General features: G+C 41.3%; 22 protein-coding genes, 1 other RNA gene and 1 pseudogene. 6 read left to right on the plus strand and 18 right to left on the minus strand.

From position 1 onward, the window contains the following. The first annotated feature begins 29 nt into the window (after positions 1-29). Positions 30-1,565 (plus strand): stage V sporulation protein B, encoded by a 1,536-nt coding sequence (spoVB, locus tag WDJ61_RS12935; protein WP_338750364.1) that lies wholly within the window; start codon positions 30-32, stop codon positions 1,563-1,565. 2 nt (positions 1,566-1,567) lie between these two features. On the opposite strand, the gene WDJ61_RS12940 is transcribed toward spoVB, so the two are convergent. Continuing rightward, positions 1,568-2,209 (minus strand): DUF421 domain-containing protein, encoded by a 642-nt coding sequence (locus tag WDJ61_RS12940; protein WP_338750366.1) that lies wholly within the window; start codon positions 2,207-2,209, stop codon positions 1,568-1,570. Between the two features lie 88 nt (positions 2,210-2,297). On the opposite strand from WDJ61_RS12940, the gene WDJ61_RS12945 reads away from it, so the two are divergent. Beyond that, a complete protein-coding gene (locus WDJ61_RS12945; protein WP_338750368.1) occupies positions 2,298-2,675 on the plus strand; it encodes a TIGR04086 family membrane protein in 378 nt (125 codons plus the stop codon). A gap of 41 nt (positions 2,676-2,716) precedes the next feature. On the opposite strand, the gene yajC is transcribed toward WDJ61_RS12945, so the two are convergent. From yajC to ruvA, 6 genes are read right to left on the minus strand one after another with little or no spacing between them, the layout of a single operon-like run. Next, on the minus strand, positions 2,717-2,983 hold the full coding sequence (yajC, locus tag WDJ61_RS12950; protein ID WP_413789015.1) for a preprotein translocase subunit YajC: 267 nt from the start codon (positions 2,981-2,983) through the stop codon (positions 2,717-2,719). A 27-nt stretch (positions 2,984-3,010) separates the two neighbouring features. Next, positions 3,011-4,150 (minus strand): tRNA guanosine(34) transglycosylase Tgt, encoded by a 1,140-nt coding sequence (tgt, locus tag WDJ61_RS12955; protein ID WP_338750372.1) that lies wholly within the window; start codon positions 4,148-4,150, stop codon positions 3,011-3,013. A 21-nt stretch (positions 4,151-4,171) separates the two neighbouring features. After that, positions 4,172-5,200, minus strand: a complete 1,029-nt coding sequence (queA, locus tag WDJ61_RS12960) for a tRNA preQ1(34) S-adenosylmethionine ribosyltransferase-isomerase QueA (RefSeq protein WP_338750374.1) — start codon at positions 5,198-5,200, stop codon at positions 4,172-4,174. An 18-nt stretch (positions 5,201-5,218) separates the two neighbouring features. Next, complete coding sequence (locus tag WDJ61_RS12965) at positions 5,219-5,425, minus strand: DUF2905 domain-containing protein (RefSeq protein ID WP_338750376.1); 207 nt, start codon at positions 5,423-5,425, stop codon at positions 5,219-5,221. Beyond that, positions 5,422-6,423 carry a Holliday junction branch migration DNA helicase RuvB gene (gene ruvB / locus WDJ61_RS12970; protein WP_338750378.1) on the minus strand — a complete coding sequence of 334 codons (1,002 nt, stop codon included), beginning with the start codon at positions 6,421-6,423 and terminating at the stop codon, positions 5,422-5,424. The genes WDJ61_RS12965 and ruvB overlap by 4 nt, the downstream gene beginning before the upstream one ends. A gap of 28 nt (positions 6,424-6,451) precedes the next feature. Further along, entirely contained in the window at positions 6,452-7,063 is a 612-nt protein-coding gene (gene ruvA / locus WDJ61_RS12975) for a Holliday junction branch migration protein RuvA (RefSeq protein WP_338750380.1), read from the minus strand. 160 nt (positions 7,064-7,223) lie between these two features. Here ruvA and ssrS point away from each other — a divergent pair. Beyond that, positions 7,224-7,410, plus strand: a non-coding RNA gene (gene ssrS, locus WDJ61_RS12980) — 6S RNA. A 94-nt stretch (positions 7,411-7,504) separates the two neighbouring features. Here the strand turns inward: ssrS and WDJ61_RS12985 are convergent. The 6 genes and pseudogenes from WDJ61_RS12985 to nadB form a co-directional block, all read right to left on the minus strand. Further along, entirely contained in the window at positions 7,505-8,020 is a 516-nt protein-coding gene (locus WDJ61_RS12985; protein ID WP_338750382.1) for a YhcN/YlaJ family sporulation lipoprotein, read from the minus strand. 66 nt (positions 8,021-8,086) lie between these two features. Then, complete coding sequence (locus tag WDJ61_RS12990) at positions 8,087-9,046, minus strand: aminoglycoside phosphotransferase family protein (RefSeq protein ID WP_338750384.1); 960 nt, start codon at positions 9,044-9,046, stop codon at positions 8,087-8,089. 1,149 nt (positions 9,047-10,195) lie between these two features. Next, positions 10,196-10,343 (minus strand): annotated as a pseudogene (gene safA / locus WDJ61_RS19120) (SafA/ExsA family spore coat assembly protein); the annotation flags it as partial. A gap of 198 nt (positions 10,344-10,541) precedes the next feature. Beyond that, on the minus strand, positions 10,542-11,645 hold the full coding sequence (gene nadA / locus WDJ61_RS13000; protein WP_338750388.1) for a quinolinate synthase NadA: 1,104 nt from the start codon (positions 11,643-11,645) through the stop codon (positions 10,542-10,544). After that, positions 11,623-12,501, minus strand: coding sequence for a carboxylating nicotinate-nucleotide diphosphorylase (gene nadC / locus WDJ61_RS13005; protein ID WP_338750390.1), 879 nt, complete (start codon positions 12,499-12,501; stop codon positions 11,623-11,625). Before nadC ends, nadA begins: the two co-directional genes overlap by 23 nt. Beyond that, complete coding sequence (gene nadB / locus WDJ61_RS13010; protein ID WP_338750392.1) at positions 12,470-14,062, minus strand: L-aspartate oxidase; 1,593 nt, start codon at positions 14,060-14,062, stop codon at positions 12,470-12,472. The genes nadC and nadB overlap by 32 nt, the downstream gene beginning before the upstream one ends. A gap of 92 nt (positions 14,063-14,154) precedes the next feature. On the opposite strand from nadB, the gene WDJ61_RS13015 reads away from it, so the two are divergent. From WDJ61_RS13015 to WDJ61_RS13025, 3 genes are all read left to right on the plus strand, one after another. Then, the gene (locus tag WDJ61_RS13015; RefSeq protein ID WP_338750394.1) at positions 14,155-15,291 is read left to right on the plus strand and encodes an IscS subfamily cysteine desulfurase; all 1,137 of its coding nucleotides are present in this window, start codon (positions 14,155-14,157) and stop codon (positions 15,289-15,291) included. Between the two features lie 15 nt (positions 15,292-15,306). Next, positions 15,307-15,849, plus strand: a complete 543-nt coding sequence (locus WDJ61_RS13020; RefSeq protein WP_338750396.1) for a transcription repressor NadR — start codon at positions 15,307-15,309, stop codon at positions 15,847-15,849. A 154-nt stretch (positions 15,850-16,003) separates the two neighbouring features. Next, a complete protein-coding gene (locus tag WDJ61_RS13025) occupies positions 16,004-16,516 on the plus strand; it encodes a YfiT family bacillithiol transferase (protein ID WP_338750399.1) in 513 nt (170 codons plus the stop codon). 217 nt (positions 16,517-16,733) lie between these two features. Here the strand turns inward: WDJ61_RS13025 and pheA are convergent, their stop codons facing one another. The 5 genes from pheA to rpmA form a co-directional block, all read right to left on the minus strand. After that, complete coding sequence (gene pheA, locus WDJ61_RS13030; RefSeq protein ID WP_338750401.1) at positions 16,734-17,588, minus strand: prephenate dehydratase; 855 nt, start codon at positions 17,586-17,588, stop codon at positions 16,734-16,736. A gap of 56 nt (positions 17,589-17,644) precedes the next feature. Continuing rightward, a complete protein-coding gene (locus tag WDJ61_RS13035) occupies positions 17,645-18,100 on the minus strand; it encodes an ACT domain-containing protein (RefSeq protein WP_338750403.1) in 456 nt (151 codons plus the stop codon). 28 nt (positions 18,101-18,128) lie between these two features. Continuing rightward, positions 18,129-19,418, minus strand: a complete 1,290-nt coding sequence (gene obgE / locus WDJ61_RS13040) for a GTPase ObgE (RefSeq protein ID WP_338750405.1) — start codon at positions 19,416-19,418, stop codon at positions 18,129-18,131. A gap of 103 nt (positions 19,419-19,521) precedes the next feature. Continuing rightward, entirely contained in the window at positions 19,522-20,064 is a 543-nt protein-coding gene (locus WDJ61_RS13045; RefSeq protein ID WP_338750407.1) for a Spo0B C-terminal domain-containing protein, read from the minus strand. Positions 20,065-20,306: 242 nt separating this feature from the next. Beyond that, a complete protein-coding gene (gene rpmA, locus WDJ61_RS13050; RefSeq protein WP_094835851.1) occupies positions 20,307-20,591 on the minus strand; it encodes a 50S ribosomal protein L27 in 285 nt (94 codons plus the stop codon). Positions 20,592-20,599 lie beyond the last annotated feature (8 nt).

Genomic DNA, 20,599 nt, shown 5'->3' on the forward strand with positions numbered 1-20,599 from the left:
TTATCCTTTTTGAGAAGGCAGGGAGAAAGATGTCGAAGTTTTTAAAAGGCACCATGATTTTAATGGTATCTATTTTTATTACGAAAATTCTAGGGTTTATTAACCGAATTGTAGTCGCTAGACTGATCGGCGAAGAAGGTGTAGGACTTTATATGATCGTGTTCCCCACCTTTATCTTAGTGGTTACGATCACACAATTTGGTCTCCCTGTGGCCATTTCTAGAAGTGTAGCCACTGCTTTAGCTAAAGGAGACCATGCAAAAATCAAAAAAATTCTTGCTGTCTCGCTAGCGATCACACTCTCATTGTCTCTCATTTTCACACCACTTTTATTATTTATGGCTCCTACTTTATCAAAAGTGTTATTTACTGACCCACGGACATATTATCCATTAGTAGCGATCACGCCGACTATTCCAATGATCGCCGTCTCCTCTGTTCTCAGAGGCTATTTCCAAGGCAAACAAAACATGAAACCCGCTGCTTATTCTCAAATCATTGAACAAATCACACGGATTTTATTAATTGTCGTCTTAACGAAGAAATTTCTACCGATGGGCATCGAATATGCAGCAGCAGGAGCCATGGCAGCGGCCGCTATTGGTGAATTAGCTTCCCTGGTTTACTTACTGACGATGTTTAAGATCAAAAAAAACTTTCGCTTAAGGAAGCGTTTTTTTACCGCTGTTCATTCTGGGAAGGAAACAGCAAAAGAGCTCTTAGACGTAGCTATTCCCACAACAGGCGGTCGTATGATCGGTTCACTTTCCTGGTTTTTTGAACCGATCGTTGTGACTCAAAGTTTAGCAATCGCGGGAGTCGCTGCTATGACCGCTACAAAAGAATATGGGGTGTTAACGGGGTACGCCTTGCCTGTCATGTTTTTGCCTTCATTTGTGACGCTAGCCTTGTCTACCTCTCTCGTTCCGGCGATTAGTGAGGCCTATGCGAAACAGCAACATCGCCTGCTCGAATATCGTATTCAAGAGGCTCTTAGGTTTTGCTTAATTTCCGGTGGACTCGCCGTTTTGCTGTTATATTTGTATGCTGAACCACTTATGCAATTTATGTATCATTCCACCAACGGCACTCGGTTTATTCAGCTATTAGCTCCCTTTTTCTTATTTTATTATTATCAAGGTCCTCTTCAAGCGGTGTTACAAGCGTTAAATTTAGCGAATACAGCGATGATTAACAGCTTAATTGGAGCAGTCGTCAAGCTTGCTGTCATTTATATCTTTGCTTCACAGCCGCAATTTGGCATATATGGAGCAGCACTTGGCATAGCAGTTGGCACTTTGCTGGTCACCCTTTTGCATTTGGCGAGTGTATTCAAAAAAATATCGCTATCACTTGATTTACGACAATACGGCAAATTCCTATTGATCTTAACCGCTGTTCTCTTTTTAAGTGACTGGATGAATCATTTTCTAGCAGCAACAACGAATGGGCTTTCCTATCTGCTTGCAGGAGGAACGTTCACAGCGGTGATTTACGGACTGCTTGCGCTCATATTAGGACTCATCACAAAACAAGATATGGCGAAATTACGGCTTAAAAAATAGACTTAATCTTTTTCATCTATAAAAAATTGACCATCATGAAAGCTGCAAAAAGAGATGTTGGTTATTTCATAATACCCTCTCTTTTTTAAAGCTTTTAACAGCCAATCTTCTGTTTGTTCTATCATTTGTAAATGTTCATGCTGAATTTCACCATCTAGTATAAGTGGTAAAGTGAACGTCCCGCTCTTTTCTTTATTTTCTTTTTGTAAAATCGACAAGCTGCCCGATGGTTCTAAAATGGCATATTCCACTTGATCAATATGGCGAATATCTTTTTCTCTCATTTGCAGAAGAAGGTCATGAAAATTGTAGCGATGTCTCCTCATCGCTTGCTCATTGATTTTTCCTTTATTAATAATGATTTCTGGCTCACCATCGATCATCTCCCGAAACTTTTTACTTTTTAAAGAAGCATAAGCAAAGAAAATTTGCACCACGACTAAAATAAAAATAGGCAAAAGCGCATACATGAGTGGTTCCGTTGGTTCTGCAATCGCAATAACCGCCATTTCACCGATCATTAAAAACACGACCAAATCTAGTATACTAAGCTCCCCGATTTCTCTTCGGCCCATAAGCCGAAACACAAATAAAATGACGATATACAAAAATATCGTCCGAAAAGTAATTGTCAAGTAAACCATATGCATCTCCTTCATGTTCAATCGTCTATACATACTAGTATGGTCACTAATTGAAAAAACATGAAGCAAAAACAAGGGAGGAATTTCAATGAAGTCATTTAGTTACGGTGTGATGTATGGAATGGTCGTCATTTTTATCATTGCCATCCTCTGCAGTTTCGTATTTTCTTCTATTTTGCGCTGGAGCTCTTTAACAGAATCTTCCGTACAGTTCTCCATTACAGTCATTTCTTTTATCGCCTTGTTTACCGGAGGATTTGTATCAGGGAAACTTTCTCAAAGAAAAGGCTGGATGACCGGCGGGCTAACCGGCACCTTGTATAGTCTAACTATGGTGTCCTATCAATATCTTGGCTACCAAGCTCCTTTCCACTGGGAACAACTCATCTACCACAGCTGCTTTATCGTAACAGCGATGATGGGCGGGATCCTTGGCGTCAATGTATCAGCCAAACATAGAGATTGATAAAAAAAGCGCCCTTCCTAACGGAGGACGCTTTTTTCAACTTATACAGTTGTCGATTTTTCTGTTACTTCACGAATGGCATTACGGTCGTATGTAAGACGGCTACCATCGCCACATTTAATTACGATTGTTCCTTCATCAATGGCATCGATAAAGCCGTGAAGGCCTCCGATTGTAATGATCTTATCACCTTTTTGCAAACTATTTTGCATAGCCGCTATAGCTTTTTGACGCTTTTGCTGCGGACGAATAAGCAAAAAGTAGAACAAAACAAACATCAATAGAAGCATAATAATCTGTTGCATCATATCACCCCTTTCTGAGAACGATTGAAATTAGAAGTTTTTCGCATCTGGACGATTGAAGCCGTATGCCTCAAAAAATTCATCGCGGAAATCACCTAAACGGTCTTCTTTAATCGCTTCTCTTACTTGTTCCATTAATTTTATCAGAAAATAGAGGTTATGGTAAGTTGTAAGTCTTATACCAAATGTTTCATTTGTCCGAATTAAGTGGCGGATATACGCTCGAGAGTAATTACGGCAAGTATAACAATCGCAATTTTCATCGAGCGGACCAAAATCACGGGCATATTTGGCATTTTTCACAACAAGTCGACCTTCGCTTGTCATCAGCGTACCATTTCTAGCAATCCGAGTCGGCAATACGCAATCAAACATATCCACTCCGCGAATTGCTCCATCAATTAAAGAATCCGGAGAGCCTACTCCCATTAAATAACGAGGCTTATCCGCTGGTAAAAATGGTGTAGTGAAATCAAGGACACGATTCATCACGTCTTTTGGTTCACCTACCGATAATCCACCAATCGCATATCCCGGAAAATCCATCGATACTAAATCAGCCGCACTTTGACGACGTAAATCTTCGTACTCTCCACCTTGTACGATCCCAAATAACCCTTGGTCTTGTGGACGAGCATGCGCTTTTAAACATCTTTCCGCCCAACGTGACGTCCGCTCCACTGACCGCTTCATATAATCATATTCAGCAGGATAAGGCGGACACTCATCAAACGCCATCATGATATCAGACCCAAGTGCATTTTGAATTTCCATCGCTTTTTCAGGAGATAAGAATAGCTTGTCTCCGTTTAAATGATTGCGGAAATGCACGCCTTCTTCCTCTATTTTACGAAATTCACTTAACGAAAAAACCTGAAAACCACCGGAATCTGTTAAAATCGAACGATCCCAGTTCATAAATTTATGAAGCCCGCCCGCTTCTTGCACAATGTCATGACCAGGACGAAGCCATAGGTGATAGGTGTTACTTAAAATAATATTCGCACCCATTTCCTTTAATTCCTCTGGAGACATCGTTTTAACTGTTGCAAGTGTGCCAACCGGCATAAAAACAGGCGTCTCAAAACTACCGTGTGGCGTATGCACACGACCAAGACGGGCACCTGTTTGTTTACAAGTTTTAATTAATTCATATTTAATAGCTGACAAATGATCGCAGCCCCTTCCTTATTACTTAATTAGCATGGCATCGCCAAAACTGAAAAAGCGATATTCTTTTGCCACAGCTTCTTCATACGCATTCATCACATGCTCTTTGCCAGCAAGTGCACTAACAAGCATGATCAGCGTCGACATAGGCAAATGGAAATTCGTAATCATGCCGTCAATTGCTTGAAACGGAAAGCCTGGATAAATAAAAATATCCGTCCAGCCACTCGCTGCTTCAACCTTTCCACCATGATCACGAGCCACTGTTTCCAGTGTTCGAGTCGATGTCGTACCTACACTAATAATTCGGCCGCCTTGAGCCTTTACATCCTCAATCAAATGAGCCGTCTCCTCCGATACTTGATAAAACTCTGAATGCATCTCATGATCCTCAATTGTATCGACGGAAACAGGACGAAATGTACCTAATCCAACATGAAGCGTAATAAACGCAATATGGACACCTTTTGCACGGATTTCATCCAGTAACTCTTCAGTAAAATGAAGCCCTGCTGTTGGTGCCGCTGCTGAACCGCGTTCCTTTGCAAACACTGTTTGATAGCGTTCTTGTTCATCTAGCTGTTCTTTAATATAAGGCGGAAGCGGCATTTCACCAAGCTCCTCTAGCACTTCATAAAAAATACCATCATACGAAAACTCAAGGATTCGTCCGCCATGATCTTTTTCCGCTATACAAGTAGCTGTCAATCTACCATCACCAAAGGAAATCACGCTGCCTTCTTTAATTCGTTTCGCTGGCTTCACTAGCGTTTCCCAGCGATCTCCCTCTTCTTGTTTCAACAGCAATACTTCAATTTTAGCACCTGTTTCTGCTTTAACGCCATACAAACGTGCAGGCAATACACGCGTATCATTGAGAACAAGGCAGTCGCCCGGTTTCAGAAAATCAGTCATTTGCTTAAATACTTGATGCTGAATAACACCGGTTTCTTTATCCAGTACCATTAGACGACTCTCTGCCCGCTCTTTTAAAGGCGTTTGGGCAATCAACTCTTCAGGAAGGTAAAAATCAAAATCTTCTACTTTCACTTTCTTCATCCCTATCTGTTATTTCCATTTTCCAATCACATAAAAGATTAATGATAATACCACACTAACGATGATCGACGTCATGATTGGAAAATAAAAAGTAGTATTTCCTTTTTTAATCAAAATATCACCTGGTAAGCGACCGATTTTCACAAATTGCATCACTAATCCCATGGCGAAAATGGCTATACCAATCAGCATCAACGTTTTTCCAAGCCCGCTCATTCTGTCGGTACCTCCATTTGGAAGTGATGATACACAAGCTCACTAACGATGCGACCTCTTGGCGTACGCTGCAAAAAGCCAATTTGCAACAAATACGGTTCATAGACATCTTCAATCGTAACCGCTTCTTCTCCAATGCTTGCTGCAATCGTTTCAATCCCAACAGGACCACCACGAAAACGTTCAATAATGGCCTTTAATAATTTATGATCAATATGGTCAAGTCCTCGACGATCGACTTGCAACAATTCTAATGCTTCTTGAGCAATCTCAAAAGTGATCGTTCCATTTCCGCGTACTTGAGCATAATCACGTACTCGTTTCAGTAGACGATTAGCAATCCTTGGCGTGCCACGTGAACGGCGAGCGATTTCAGCCGCACCTTGTGCATCCATCTTTGTATCAAAAATATCTGCCGTTCGAAGCACCACTTCTTGAAGCTGCTGTTCATTATAATACTCCAGCCGACTTAATACACCAAATCGATCTCGTAATGGGGCAGACAACGAACCTGCTCGTGTCGTGGCTCCAATTAACGTAAATGGTGGCAAATCTAAGCGAACGGAGCGAGCACTCGGACCTTTCCCAATGACAATATCCAAGCAGAAATCCTCCATTGCTGGGTAAAGCACTTCCTCAATGGAACGCGGCAAACGATGGATTTCATCGATAAACAAGACATCGCCTGGCTCAAGTGCTGTTAACACAGCGGCTAAATCACCTGGTCGTTCAATTGCTGGACCTGCTGTCGTTCGCAATTGCACACCCATTTCATTGGCAATAACAGCTGCAAGTGTTGTTTTTCCAAGCCCGGGCGGTCCGTATAATAGCACATGATCTAATGTCTCTTCTCTCTGACGGGCGGCTTCAATGAAAATTTCCAGATTGTTCTTCACTTGATCTTGGCCGATGTATTGCTTTAATGTTTGAGGGCGTAATGACTGCTCTTCATACATTTCGGCCATTTCAGCCGTTCCAGAGACGATCCGGTCTTCCATTTTTTCACCCCTCCCTCATTCATTCAGTTTAACCATTCAATAATAACTGCAATCCTTTGCGAATATATTGATCCGTCGTCATTTCTTCTGCTTTCAATTTGGTGCTGATCTTTTTAATTTCTCGCTCTGAATAACCAAGTGCTTCAAGTGCTAACATCGCTTCATCAAGCTCAGCGGAAATGGAAGCTTTTCGTTCATCCTCTTCCACTTGAAATAAATTAGGGAAGTACTCTGGTACCACATCCGCTAATTTTCCTTTTAGGTCAAGAATCATTTGCCGCGCCGTTTTCTTCCCTACACCAGGAAACTTCACTAAAAATGATTCATCTTCTTGTTCGATTGCCTGAATCACTTGCTGCGGTTCCCCACTTGCTAATACAGCAAGCGCCCCCTTTGGTCCGATCCCTGACACACAAATTAGCTTTTCAAACATTCTTTTCTCTTCTAGCGAGATAAATCCGTACAACGCTAGAGCATCTTCACGCACATGCTGATACACATATATCGTAATGGCTTGCTTTTCAAATTTCGAAAAAGCGAACGGGTTAGGTGTTAAGACTTTATAACCAATGCCACCATTTTCAACGACCACATACTCCGGTCCAATGAATTCCACGCTTCCTTTAATATACTCGTACAAATCTTTTCTCTCCTTCTGCACATTACACTTCATTGTATCATACCATGATTTATCTGTGGATAAAACCAAAAAGAAACATTTGTTCTTCATTTAAACACACATAATGATCCTTGGATAACATTGGAGTTGCATTTCTCTATGATTTTATGTAATATAATCTCATCAGCTGCGTTGTGCGTAATCTTAATAAAGTTTTAACCTTTAAGCTGGAATAGGGAGTTTTATATTGAGACAGGAATATCATGCCTCATATTGAATGAGGACGATAGGAGTGTTTCTGCAAACACCCACTTTATGGAGTGGTGGTTTTAAAACTCTATTAATTGTACGGCAACCGCGGCCTTTCCATTACATACTAAGCCAGTTTCCTTTTCGGGAAGCTGGCTTTTCTATTTCAGATGAATCAAACAAGCAGGAGCAAAAGAAACTCTCGCTTGTTCATTATCGACTAAACCTTTCATTTGGCAAATCAATCGGTCCGCCATCACGCAAATCATTATCTAAACTCCGTAAATGGCTATAGGATGCATAATCCGTGGAGACGTGTACGTTATATCCATCTGTATAAGGGGCGACTGCTTGTTTCACGTCTTTTTGAATTCTTGCTTCCTCTTTTCCTTCCTCCTTTACATGAACAGCCACTTTAATCTTCTTCCCATCAATCAACGCTCGAGCATCTGTCACACCGCGAACCGTCATCGCCTCTCTTGACAATTTCTCTGCTAACTGACCAGGGTAATTTTCGTAGTAAGAGCTTTTCACTTTATATGGTTTTAACCCTCTATTTCCATGATAATTAATATCTGTACTCCGCTGATGCTCTTCTCCATAGCTTTCATTGGAATAAAAGCCATGTTCTTTATTAGGATCTCCGTAGCCTTCCTCCTGATCATAATTACAAGCAGCTAGACCTACAATAAAAAACGGGAGCACGATAACTGTTACGATTTTTTTCATACTTCCACCCCTGAAACTGTATTCGGGCATAGATCACCCTTCTTAGTTTGAGGTGTTTATCACGAGTTATCCTAGTTCATTTTGCCATTTCAAAAAGAAGTCCTCTCTTTTCTGAAAGTTGATTACCGTCAAATCGTAAGCATGCTGATAATTTCCGTTCATGGAACGTATAAAACGGTGACATTCACGAAAAATATCTGTAGGAAATAATAACTGTAAATAAAATTCTTCCTCACCTTTAAACTCCGCTAACACTTCATGTGCCATTACTTGATCGAGGTCCCAATCGACAATAGGCAATATACGATTGACAAATTGTAAATAATCATACATAGCAGGTGCTCTGGCCGCTAAATCGAAATCAATTAAAAATAACTGTCCGGTCTTTGCTTGCAAAAAATTGTGAGCGACTACATCACCGTGGATAATCACCGGATCTCTTTTTTTCCAGCTTCTTTTCATCAACTGTTGAAGAGACCATTCCCCCATTTCTATATACCGTTTTAGAAGCATTTTTGGAAAATAATGTTGCAATTGAGGGAGCGATTGAACAAAAAAAGTCAACCGTTTTTGCCAGCGTGTCAGCTGGTTAAGTGGAGAAAAAAAATCCTCAAGCTCGCCAACAAATTCCGCCGTTTGTTCGTGAAAAGAACGTAATAGCCGCAAAGCTGTTTCTCTTTCCTTCTTCATTTGAAATGTATAAATGCGACTTGATGATGGAATAAACGGCATCAGAGCGAAAATGTTTTTTTCCACAATAAAGGGGGAAGATGGGTGAAAAGGGATAATCGAATAAACTCTAACAGCTAATAATTTTTCCGTTAGCTTCCATTGTTTCATAAATTGTTTCTCAGTTGCATATTGCTTTAAAAACCAGTTATTTTTGTCGGTACATACGAGCCATTTCCCACTTTTCATACACTGGATCGATTCAATTTTTTCCTCTAAAGCAGCAGACAATTGAAAAAGGAGACGGGGTGAAGGCACGTCTCCAGAAGTTATTTTACTGCTCATCTTCTTCGTCAAATCTTGGCATGCCATACGGTTCAGGATGCCCACATCCGCAGTCCATTGGATACATTGGATGAGTCGGATATTGGCCGTGCATGTAAGGAGCATTTGGGTGTGCCCCATAAGCTGGTGGTTGCGTGTAAGCCCCCATCACTGATGTCGGCATATGACCAGGATACTCCATCCCATAGCCCGCGCCAGCTACTGGATAAGTAGGGGCCATACCAAACGGTGAACAAAAACCCGTTCCTGGCATCACCGGCGTGACCGGAACGCATCCAGTCCCAGGCATAGCTGCTGGAAATGCTTGCGTTGGATAGCCTTGCATCGGAGACTCCATTGCCTGCACTCCTTGCACATTTGGCATCATGGCGGATTCATCAGAGGATTCCTCCATCATGGCCATATGGACATTTGGGTGCTGAATTGGCATAGTCATTGGCATATTGACGTTTGGCTGCTGAATCGGCATAGTCATTGGCATATTGACGTTTGGCTGCTGAATCGGCATGGCCATTGGCATATTGACGTTTGGCTGCTGAATTGGCATGGCCATTGGCATATTGACGTTTGGCTGCTGAATTGGCATAGCCATTGGCATATTAACATTTGGGTGCTGAATCGGCATAGTCATTGGTTGTACAGGCATAGCCATTTCGCATCCACAGCTTTGAGGTGACATATGATACATAGGCATATATGGATTCATTGGCTGAAAACATCCTCCTTGTAATTGTGGTACCGCAACCATTTCAGGCATGATTGCTGGTGTCATCGGTGCTTCTGGACTTTCCACCTCTTCTTTCTTACTCAGCCCCGGGAAAATATTGTCCGGTTTTTTCGGTACTTTCGGTACTTTCGGAGGCGGCTGCGCAGCAGGTAGGACGGCTGGTGGTGCTTGTTGCGGGTGATGCATTTGAAAAATTTGGTTAATTTCTACCTCAGGAATGATAGGCGGCATTGGAGGAGGCATTATTGATGGCTTTGGAATGACCACCTTTTCTTTTTCCTTCACAGGAGGGGGCGGTGGCTTCACTTCTTTTACTGGCGCTATCAGTTGTTCGATTTTTTTTTCTTTCGTTATTGGCGCTATCGGTTGCTCCACTTTTTTTTCTTTCTCTACCGTTCCACTTTTGGGCATTTCTTTGTTTGTCATGCCTGCTGGTGTGGGCACTTTAATCTTCATTCCCGGCATAATTAAATCGGGGTTGGAGAGTTGGGCGTTCATCTTCTTCAACTCTTCAAAATTAACTCCGTATTTTTTAGCAATCGTCCAGAGTGTATCCCCTTTCTGTACAATATGGATTTTCATTTTTTCCCTCCTTAGGCATTCGTCGATATAGTGTATGTGGGCGATGCGAATTTGCGAACAAACTTACACAAAAATTTTATGCACTAAAGGAGCGAAATATGAATAGAGAATCTGGAGACAAGGAAGCCTAGATCTTCTTCCACTTTCATGCGGCTGTCTGCATAAAAAACCTCGCCAATAAGCGAGGCTTCTCCCATTTTATTGTTTCAGCATTCGATTTAACGCCAACAAGGCGTCGTTAGTTGTTTGTTCGTCCACTTCAATGACATTGCTTTTCCCACCTTCAACAATGGTATCTAATGACCAAAGCAAATGTGGCAAGTCGATGCGGTTCATCGTAAGACACGGACACATATTGGGATTCAGCGAAATGATTTTTTTATCCGGATGGTTCTGAATTAAACGATTAACAAGGTTCATTTCTGTCCCGATCGCCCAAGCACTGCCAGAAGCTGATTGTTCGATCGTGTCGATGATGTATTTCGTTGAGCCGTTATCATCAGACAGCCCGACCACTTCCCGACGGCATTCTGGATGAACGATAATGTTCATATTTTGATCATTTTTACGAATATCCTCAATATTTTTCACGGTGAAATTTTCATGGACAGAACAATGCCCCTTCCATAAAATCACTTTTACTCGACTTAAATCACCCTCGTATTCAAGCTCATGACGAATCGGGTCCCAAACAGCCATTTCGTCGAGATCAATACCTAAATCAAAGGCCGTATTACGCCCAAGATGTTGATCAGGAAGGAATAAAATTCTTTCTTTTTGCGTGAACGCCCATTCCACTAGTTTATGAGCATTCGAAGATGTAACCGTCGCCCCTCCATTGCGGCCAACGAACGCTTTAATTGCGGCTGTTGAATTGACATACGTAAGAGGTAGCATGGTGTCTCCAAACAAGGCTTGCATCTTCTCCCAAGCGATTTCTGTTTGGTGAATATTCGCCATATCCGCCATGGAACAGCCGGCACGCATATCTGGTAAAATCACCGTTTGTTCCTTTGTCGTTAACATGTCTGCCGTTTCAGCCATAAAGTGAACACCACAAAAAACAATATATTTTGCCTTTTTATTGCTTGCGGATATTTGTGCTAGTTGTAATGAATCTCCAACGGCGTCTGCAAATTGAATGACTTCATCCTTTTGATAATGGTGACCCGGGATAAAAAGAGCCTCACCTAGCTCTTTTTTAATCTCTCTTACTCGCTCTTCCATTTGCTCTCTAGTCATTTGACGGTATCGATCAGCTAATGAGAATGATGGCTGCTTAAGCATTTCTTGAATAGACATCGTGAGCTTCCTCCTTATTCATATACGGTTGTACTTTTGCACTAATATCAAGTGCTTGAACAGAATGAGTTAATGCACCGAGAGATATATATTCCACTCCGCTTTCGGCATATTCACGGATATTTCCTAAATGGATACCACCTGATGCTTCAGTCGTAATATGAGGGGGAACAAGTGTAATCCACTCTTTAATCTCTTCTGGTGTTCGATTATCAAACATAATGATATCTGCCCGAGCTTCAATCGCTTCTTCTAGCTGTTGTTTCGTTTCAATCTCGACTTCAATTTTGACCGTATGACCAACAAAGGCTTTCACTTTCGCTACCGCTTGCTTAATCCCACCAGCAAAGGCAATGTGATTGTCTTTGAGCATAATTGCATCATACAAGCCACGACGATGGTTGACACCGCCGCCCGTTTGCACCGCATATTTTTCAAGCATTCGCAGACCGGGTGTTGTTTTCCGTGTATCACAAATTTTCGCTTTCGTTCCCTTTGTGTGAACGACCGCTTCATGCGCAGCAGTCGCAATCCCTGACATACGCTGAATGAGATTTAAGATAACCCTCTCCCCTTGAAGTAAGCCTCGCATCGTCCCTGTCACTTTAGCGATCACCGTTCCAGCAGCCACCCAGTCGCCATCCTTGACCTTCATCTCAACGGAACTACCGGAGTCAATCAAAGCAAATCCCAATGTGACAACTTCCTCGCCACAAAAAACACCATTTTGTTTAGCAAGAAGATAAAATTGTCCGCGTTCTTCAGATGAGAATACGGCTTCTCCACTCAAATCCCCATCTCCAATATCTTCCATAAAAAATTCTTTAAGCATGGATTCTAGTTTGATCCGATTCACAAAACCCTCTCCTTATCCATGTGTGTTGTATTGTTTGTATAATTCGTTTGCCCATCCAACTCTCTTCTTCAATAGAAAAGTCAGAACGAATATGCGCACCGCGGCTTTCTTCTCGTAATAAAGCTGGGTAACTAATTAAATAGCTATTGATAAATAAAAACAGCTTCTCTATTTCCTTATGGGAAAGGACATCTATCCCCTTTTTGATCCAATCATTCACGCCTGATTCTGTTAAATAATGAAGATGTGCTTGAAGCTTTTCTCCTGAACGAATCATTCCTACTGCTTCCATCATTCGTTGCTGCAACTCGCTTTTAGATAAAAGCGCGATTTTTTCTGAATCGATTTTTTCTTCATAATGAAAAATAGGTATAGCATTTGAAATCTGAGGTTGTTCATTCAAGTATTTAGCTAGCCTGCGACCAAATACAATTCCTTCAAGCAAGGAATTACTCGCTAGTCGATTCGCTCCATGAACGCCGCTGTTTGCTGTTTCTCCGATAGCATACAGTCCTGGGATGGTCGTTCGGCCAAAAGTGTCAACGCAAATGCCTCCCATTAAAAAATGACTGCCAGGCGCGACCGGAAGCAACCCATCTGCGACAGAAATCCCATGCTGTTCACAAAGAGCGGTAATCGTTGGAAACTGTTTCTCGAAATCTAGAATAGAACGAATGTCGATATATACGTCTTTTCCATTGGCTCGAGCTTTGTAAATTTCATAAGCTGTAATATGTCTTGGAGCTAAATCTTTTAATGGATGAACATGTTCCATCAGTCGATTTCCCGCCTCATCAACGAGAGTCCCCCCTGCTCCTCTCACCGCTTCAGATACGAGCCCTTTTGTTTCTCCATTCACATAGAGCAAGGTCGGGTGGAATTGAATAAACTCCATATCCGCGATCTCTGCCCCTGCTCGAAAGGCCATCGCAATGCCATCTCCTGTCAACATTGTTTGATTCGTCGTAAATGGATAAATCGCTCCCACACCACCTGAAGCTAAAACGACGTGGCGAGCACGATATATTTGAACGGAGCCGTCTCTTCTTTTCGTTTTCACGCCCACACAAGTCGAACGATCTACCGATAATAGCAACTCATACGCCATTTCTTGCTCAATAATCTGTACCTGCTCTGGCAACTGTTCAAGTAAAAACTCAATCGTATGCCGACCTGTCGCATCGCCGCCTGCGTGAACAATCCGATTCATTCGATGCGCTCCTTCTAACCCTAATGAAATATGACCAAATTCATCTCGATCAATAGGCAAACCTTCCGCCACTAACTGCTTAACAGTAGTCGCTCCTTCTTCTACTAGACGTTCCACTTCACGATAGGAATGATGAAAACGACCCGCTGTGATCGTGTCTTCTACATGGAATCTCAGATGATCATTACGATCGACAACCGCAGCAATTCCTCCCTGTGCCCAATACGAGTTGCTTTGTCGAATCACTGATTTTGTGATAACACTCACATGCAACGCCGAATCTAAAAGCCGAGCCAATTGTAAAGCGGCAATTCCACTGCCAATGATCAATACATCCAGTTGATTTTTCATGTTTTCTCCTCCTGTTTTAACAGGTGTCTTGACACATATATTTACACAATTTTAAACTAAAGACAAGACTTTTTTATAAAGGGGATACGATTATGCCTTATTTTGACTATGCTGCAACCACTCCGATGTGTGAAGAAGCACTCAATGTTTATATAGAAGCGAGTCGTCAGTTCTTTGGAAACAGTTCAAGTCTTCATGACGATGGAGAACGTGCTCGTTTCTTACTTGACAGTTGTCGTGAACGACTAGCTACTTTCATTGGTGGACAGCAGGAAGGAATTTATTTTACCTCTGGAGGAACGGAAAGCAATTTACTAGCGATTATTTCTTTAGCGAAACAAAAAAAGGACGAAGGAACACATATTATTACAACAATGACGGAGCACTCCTCTGTTCATACAGCGATGAGCTATCTTGAAAAAGAAGGATTTCAAATCACTAGACTTCCACTCAATTCAGAAGGTCTATTGGAAATAAGCACACTTAAAGCAGCGATTAGACAGGACACCATTCTCGTTTGCTTACAATATGTCAATTCTGAAATTGGAACAATTCAACCAGTCATCGAAGCAGGCATGATGTTAAAGCAAAAAGGGATTCTCTTGCATTGTGATTGTGTGCAAGCCTTTGGCAAAATCGATTTACATTCTTTAATCCCTTATGTCACTAGCCTATCGATCGCTTCTCATAAAATATATGGTCCTAAAGGAGTGGGAGCTGCCTACATTTCCCCCTCCATCCCTTGGCAACCGCTTTTCCCAGGAATCTCTCATGAAAAAGGATTTCGCGGGGGAACAGTAGATGTTCCAGGCATTGCCGCATTTATCGTAGCCGCTGAAAAAGTTTGTCAATCGTACTCGCTTCATAAAGAATGGAACTTACGACAGCGATTAAAGGAACAATTAGCCCACTCCCGATATGAGTGGATCGAAGCGGATAAAGAACATCAACTACCTTCCATCATTGGGATGAGGTTAGCTGGAACCGAAGGACAGCTGATCATGTTGAAATTAAATGAATACGGTTTTTCTATTTCTACGGGAAGTGCTTGTCAAGCATCCATCGAAGGCGGTACGAAGGCTGTGCAAGCGATGGGATTTTCCGAAGAGGAGGCTAAACAATTTTTTCGCATTTCTTTCGGTGAAGAAACGACTTTAGCAGAAATCGATGCTTTAGCGAAGCGACTACTTAAGACGAGTTATGCTACAATGAACAGTATGGAAATTTAGCATGGAGGGATTTAAATGGCTCCAGGGAAAAAGATTTTAGGAGAAGAACGGCGGTCACTGATTTTAACATGGCTTCAAGATAGTCAAGAACCATTAACGGGGAGCGAACTGGCAAGCCGTACAAATGTTAGCCGTCAAGTGATTGTCAATGATATTACGTTATTAAAAGCGCGAAATGAACCAATTATGGCGACAAGCCAAGGATATGTCTACTTACCTCAGCCATCACCAGAGAAATGGTATGAGCGTTCCGTTGCTTGTTTTCATTCACCAGAACAAACGGAGGATGAATTAAATTTACTCGTCGATTTCGGTCTTCTTGTGAAGGATGTCAAAATCGAACATCCTATCTACGGAGACTTAACGGCTTCTATTATGGTATCGAACCGAAAAGAAGTGGCGCAATTTATTCAAAAAGCCGCGGAAACGAATGCCGCCTATCTTTCTCAACTAACAAATGGGGTGCATTTACACACGATCGCAGCAAAGGACGAGCGCACATTAGATGAAGCAGAAGCAGCATTAAAAAAAGCTGGATTCTTGCTAGTGGAAAATTAACGACAAAAGCAGAGTAGGATCAAAAACAAAGAATGTTGCAAAGCTATAAAATTCTTTAACAGTTAAGAGCCGACACTGAAATAAATATGATGTCGGCTTTTTTGTAATAATATGTAATCCGTTCAACTAAAGAAGAAAAGCAGGAAGAATAGTGATGAAAGATGAACGATATCCGATTGGCCGATTTGAGTATCCCCAAAATATATTACAGGAAGATATTCAATATTGGATTAATGATATTACTTCTTTACCAAGTCGTTTAAAATCTTTAACACAAGATTTAAGCAAAGAAGAGCTTGCTTATACATATCGAACAGGTAGTTGGACAATCCTGCAATTGGTTCATCATATTGTAGATAGTCATATGAATGGTTATATTCGTATGAAAATGGCTCTAACAGAAGAAACACCAATCATTAAAACTTATGAGGAGTCTAAATGGGCAGAATTAAATGATTATGAGTTGCCTATTAAAGTTTCATTAACACTGCTTGAATCGTTGCATGCAAAATGGGGATATTTATTAGAAAACTTGACCACAATTCAACTAAAAAAACAATATATGTACCCTGACGAAAATGTAATGAAAATTGAACAAAGTATTGCTCTTTATGCATGGCATGGCAATCACCATCTAGCACATATTCAGCAAGCTTTAAATATTTAAGTATTCTATAGCTTTAGTTCAAAACATCACACAACTTCATTAATTGTTTTATTTCATTGAATTATGACATGAAGAATAGCTTAAAAGGCAATGCTACAATTGGAGTAGCATTGCCTTTAATACTTTGTTCATATTTTATTAATTAGCTATAAAAGGAGTTTTATGAATATACTCCTTAGCTTTTATTTGCCGAATAATAAAAGATGCGCTGTATTCCTTAGTTTTCAATCGAGTATGCTTGATAACTTCCAAGCACTTGAACGGAGCAACCGAGCGCTTCCATTTCAGCAAAAGCTCCCGGAAGCAAGATATCGTCTACTTTTTGCGCAATATCAATGATAAAGAAATAGTTTCCAAGCCCTGTTTTCAATGGACGAGATTCAATTTTACTTAAGCTAATATCGCGCCAAGAAAAGGCCGATAGCACTTGATATAAAGCTCCCGCTCGATCGGACGGCAATGTGACCACAATCGTCGTTTTATCCAGTGGATTGGTTAATGGCATTGTCAATTCCTGCTCTTCTTTTGCCAACACAATAAACCTTGTATGATTATAGCTATAATCATGAATATTTTCTTTCGCGATCGCCAAATCGTATTGTTTCGCTGATAAGGAGTTTGCTATGGCTGCATATCGATGCTCTGGATGTTCACTTATGTATTGAGCAGCGGCAGCCGTTGACGTCATTTGCTCAAAGGATGTTCCATGAAAATGTGTATGTAAAAATTTATGGCATTGGGCAATGGCATGTGGATGTGACATAATTTTTTCTGCTTGATCCCAATCCGCTAGATGATCCTTATGTACGAGCAAGTGCTGCTGAATGGGTGCTGTCATTTCCCCAATGATTTTCAAATTCGCCTCATGAAATAAATAATCGATCGTTAAATTGACTGTTCCTTCTAAAGCATTTTCAAGCGGCACAACAGCCAAATCGGCTTCCCCTTCAATGACAGCATCCATACATGCAGGGATTGTTAAATAAGGAATACGTTCCTCCTCTGGAAATCCATTCCGAACAGCGATATCTGTAAATGTCGCTTCCGGACCTAAATAAGCTATTTTCTTCAACAAACTCTCTCCCTTGTAAGAATATTAAAAAAATTAACCTTAGTAAAAGTCGGCTCTTAAGCACCAGAGCCGAGAACTTCTACCGTATCTACAAATTCTAAGTTTTTCAATTCAACGAGCATTTCTTCAAGATCAATCGTCATATCGGTCACATTCAATGATAAAGTCACATTCGCTCGCCCTTGAATCGGAATCGTTTGGTGAATCGTTAAAATGTTTCCGTGATATTTCGCCACTAGCCGAAGCAATTCTGACAGCGTGCCGGAACGGTCTTCTAGATGAAAAAACAAAGTGATAATTCGCTCTTTCACAATCTTATGGAAAGGAAAGACTGTATCTCGATATTTGTAAAAGGCGCTTCGACTTAAATCGACTTTTTTTACAGCATCCCATACAGAATCGACTTTTCGTCGCTCTATCAGCTCTTTTGCATCGAGGGTTTTTTTCATCGCTTCTGGCAAAACATCCGCCCGCACAAGATAAAATTTTTGATCGAAATCCTTCTTTGCCAATGTGCTTCCCCCACTTTACAGCGGCCGATTACTCGACAAATTCAAATTCATACTCTAACAGTCGAACAATATCTCCATCTTCTGCCCCGCGCTCACGTAACGCCTCATCAACACCCATCGAACGCAGCTGACGTGCAAAGCGGCGAACGGAATCTTCACGTGAGAAATCCGTCATTTTAAATAATTTTTCCACTTTCGCTCCACTTACAACGAAGCAACCATCAGAGTCTCTTGTGATTTCAAATTCAGCCGCTTGATTTTCATGCTTATACATCACGCGGTGAATGCCTTTTTCCTCTTCAAGATGCTCAAGCGGAAATTCTGGCGTTTGCTCAATCTTATCAGCAACCGCAAACAACAATTCCTTCAATCCTGCTCGAGTCACAGCTGAAATCGGAAAAATCGGCGTATCACTGTCAATTTTTTCTTTAAATACTCGAAGATTTTCTTCTGAATCAGGCATATCCATTTTATTAGCAACAATAATTTGCGGACGCTCTGTTAAACGTAAATTATATTCTTGTAGTTCTTTGTTAATGGTTATATAGTCTTCATATGGATCGCGACCTTCTAATCCAGACATATCAATAACGTGAACAATCACGCGAGTTCTTTCAATATGTCGTAAAAATTGATGACCGAGTCCGACTCCTTCATGCGCTCCTTCAATCAATCCTGGAAGATCCGCTAACACAAAGCTGCGGCCATCTTCTGTTTCTACTACACCCAGATTTGGGACGATCGTTGTGAAGTGATAAGCAGCAATTTTTGGACGAGCAGCGGATACAACCGATAGCAATGTAGATTTCCCAACGCTCGGGAACCCAACAAGCCCGGCATCTGCCAATAGTTTTAATTCTAACACCGCATATCGCTCTGTCCCTGGTTCCCCGTTCTCGGAAAGCTCAGGTGCTGGATTGGCTGGTGTAGCAAAACGAGAGTTTCCACGACCGCCACGGCCACCTTTAGCAATAACCGCTCTTTGTCCATGCTCCGTTAAATCGGCAATGACTTCTTTCGTGTCATCATCCGTAACAACTGTCCCAGGTGGAACCTTTACAATCATATCAGCTGAATTTCTTCCGTGCTGATTTTTGCTCATGCCATGCTCCCCGCGGTCCGCTTTAAAATGTCGTTGGTAACGGAAATCCATTAGCGTTCGTAAACCTTCATCCACTTCAAATACAACGTCCGCTCCTTTACCGCCATCTCCACCGGCCGGTCCGCCTTTAGGAACATATTTCTCTCGGCGAAACGCGACCATACCATTTCCGCCGTCTCCACCTTTTACATAAATTTTCACTTGATCTACAAACATAAATTCCTCCTGTTATCGTTAAAGCATCTGTAAATAAAAATGAGCGAGACAAACATTTGGTGTCTTGCTGTGATGTTCTTTTGAGGAAAGATGGATGAAGCGTTTAAAGTACCACTTCAAATAATAATTCCTTACTAGAATGTTCGTGAATCTTCCATTGTTGAACATGCGATGCCTCTAATTGGCTTTTGATATCATCTAACAACAAGTGCTCATTTTGTATTATTCCACTAAATTCAAAAAAGAAACGAAGCCCTTCATCTACTTTATTTATGGAAAGGCAGAGAAGATTATCTGCATATTTTTCAATATGGCGCTCAATTAAGTGAAACAGCGAGTCAATCCATTCACTAAGCAATTCATCATGTATATTTACAGAAATTTCATGCTCTAAAACTTCGTATTCTAATTGAAAGGAATGTTCTTCCCAGTTAAAAGTTAACAACTGTTCAGCAAAATTCGGCAAACATAAATTAAATAAATGGGCTTCTTGTCTAGCCTGCAAAATCGTCGTTTCAATGACACGTTCTGCTTCTTCTAACTTTCCGAGAGCCATAAAGCCTTTTATGAGCTGAATTTGGTTCATCCAATCATGCCTCGCATGACGCATCGCCCGGATTACCGTCCAATTTTCATTTTTCATCATCAATCGCACAGGACCTCCGTGAAGTAATCGAAGGGAAGGATAAGCTTAACACTTCCTGCACTGCCTCCTTTCCCAAACAAACATCTGCCATTATTCATTAGTCGTAATGAATTTTGGCTTTATGCTAGTATAACAGAAATCACTTCAAAATGGAGAGTTCATTCTGCTCTACCATCACGTCATTTAGAAAAAAATAAAGCCCTAACCAATGGGTTAGAGCTTTATTGCTATAGCCTTTACTCTTATTGAGCAGCTGGATATACGCTTACTTTCTTCTTGTCGCGGCCTAGGCGTTCGAAACGAACGATACCGTCAACTTTCGCGAATAAAGTATCGTCTCCACCACGACCAACGTTTTCACCTGGATAAATCTTAGTACCGCGTTGACGGTAAAGGATGGATCCACCAGTAACGAACTGACCGTCCGCACGTTTAGCGCCAAGGCGTTTTGAGATTGAGTCACGACCGTTCTTCGTAGAACCTACACCTTTTTTAGATGCGAAAAACTGAAGATCTAATCTTAACATGAGTTTCA

This window comes from Bacillus sp. FJAT-52991 (assembly GCF_037201805.1).
GTDB lineage: Bacteria > Bacillota > Bacilli > Bacillales > Domibacillaceae > Bacillus_CE > Bacillus_CE kandeliae.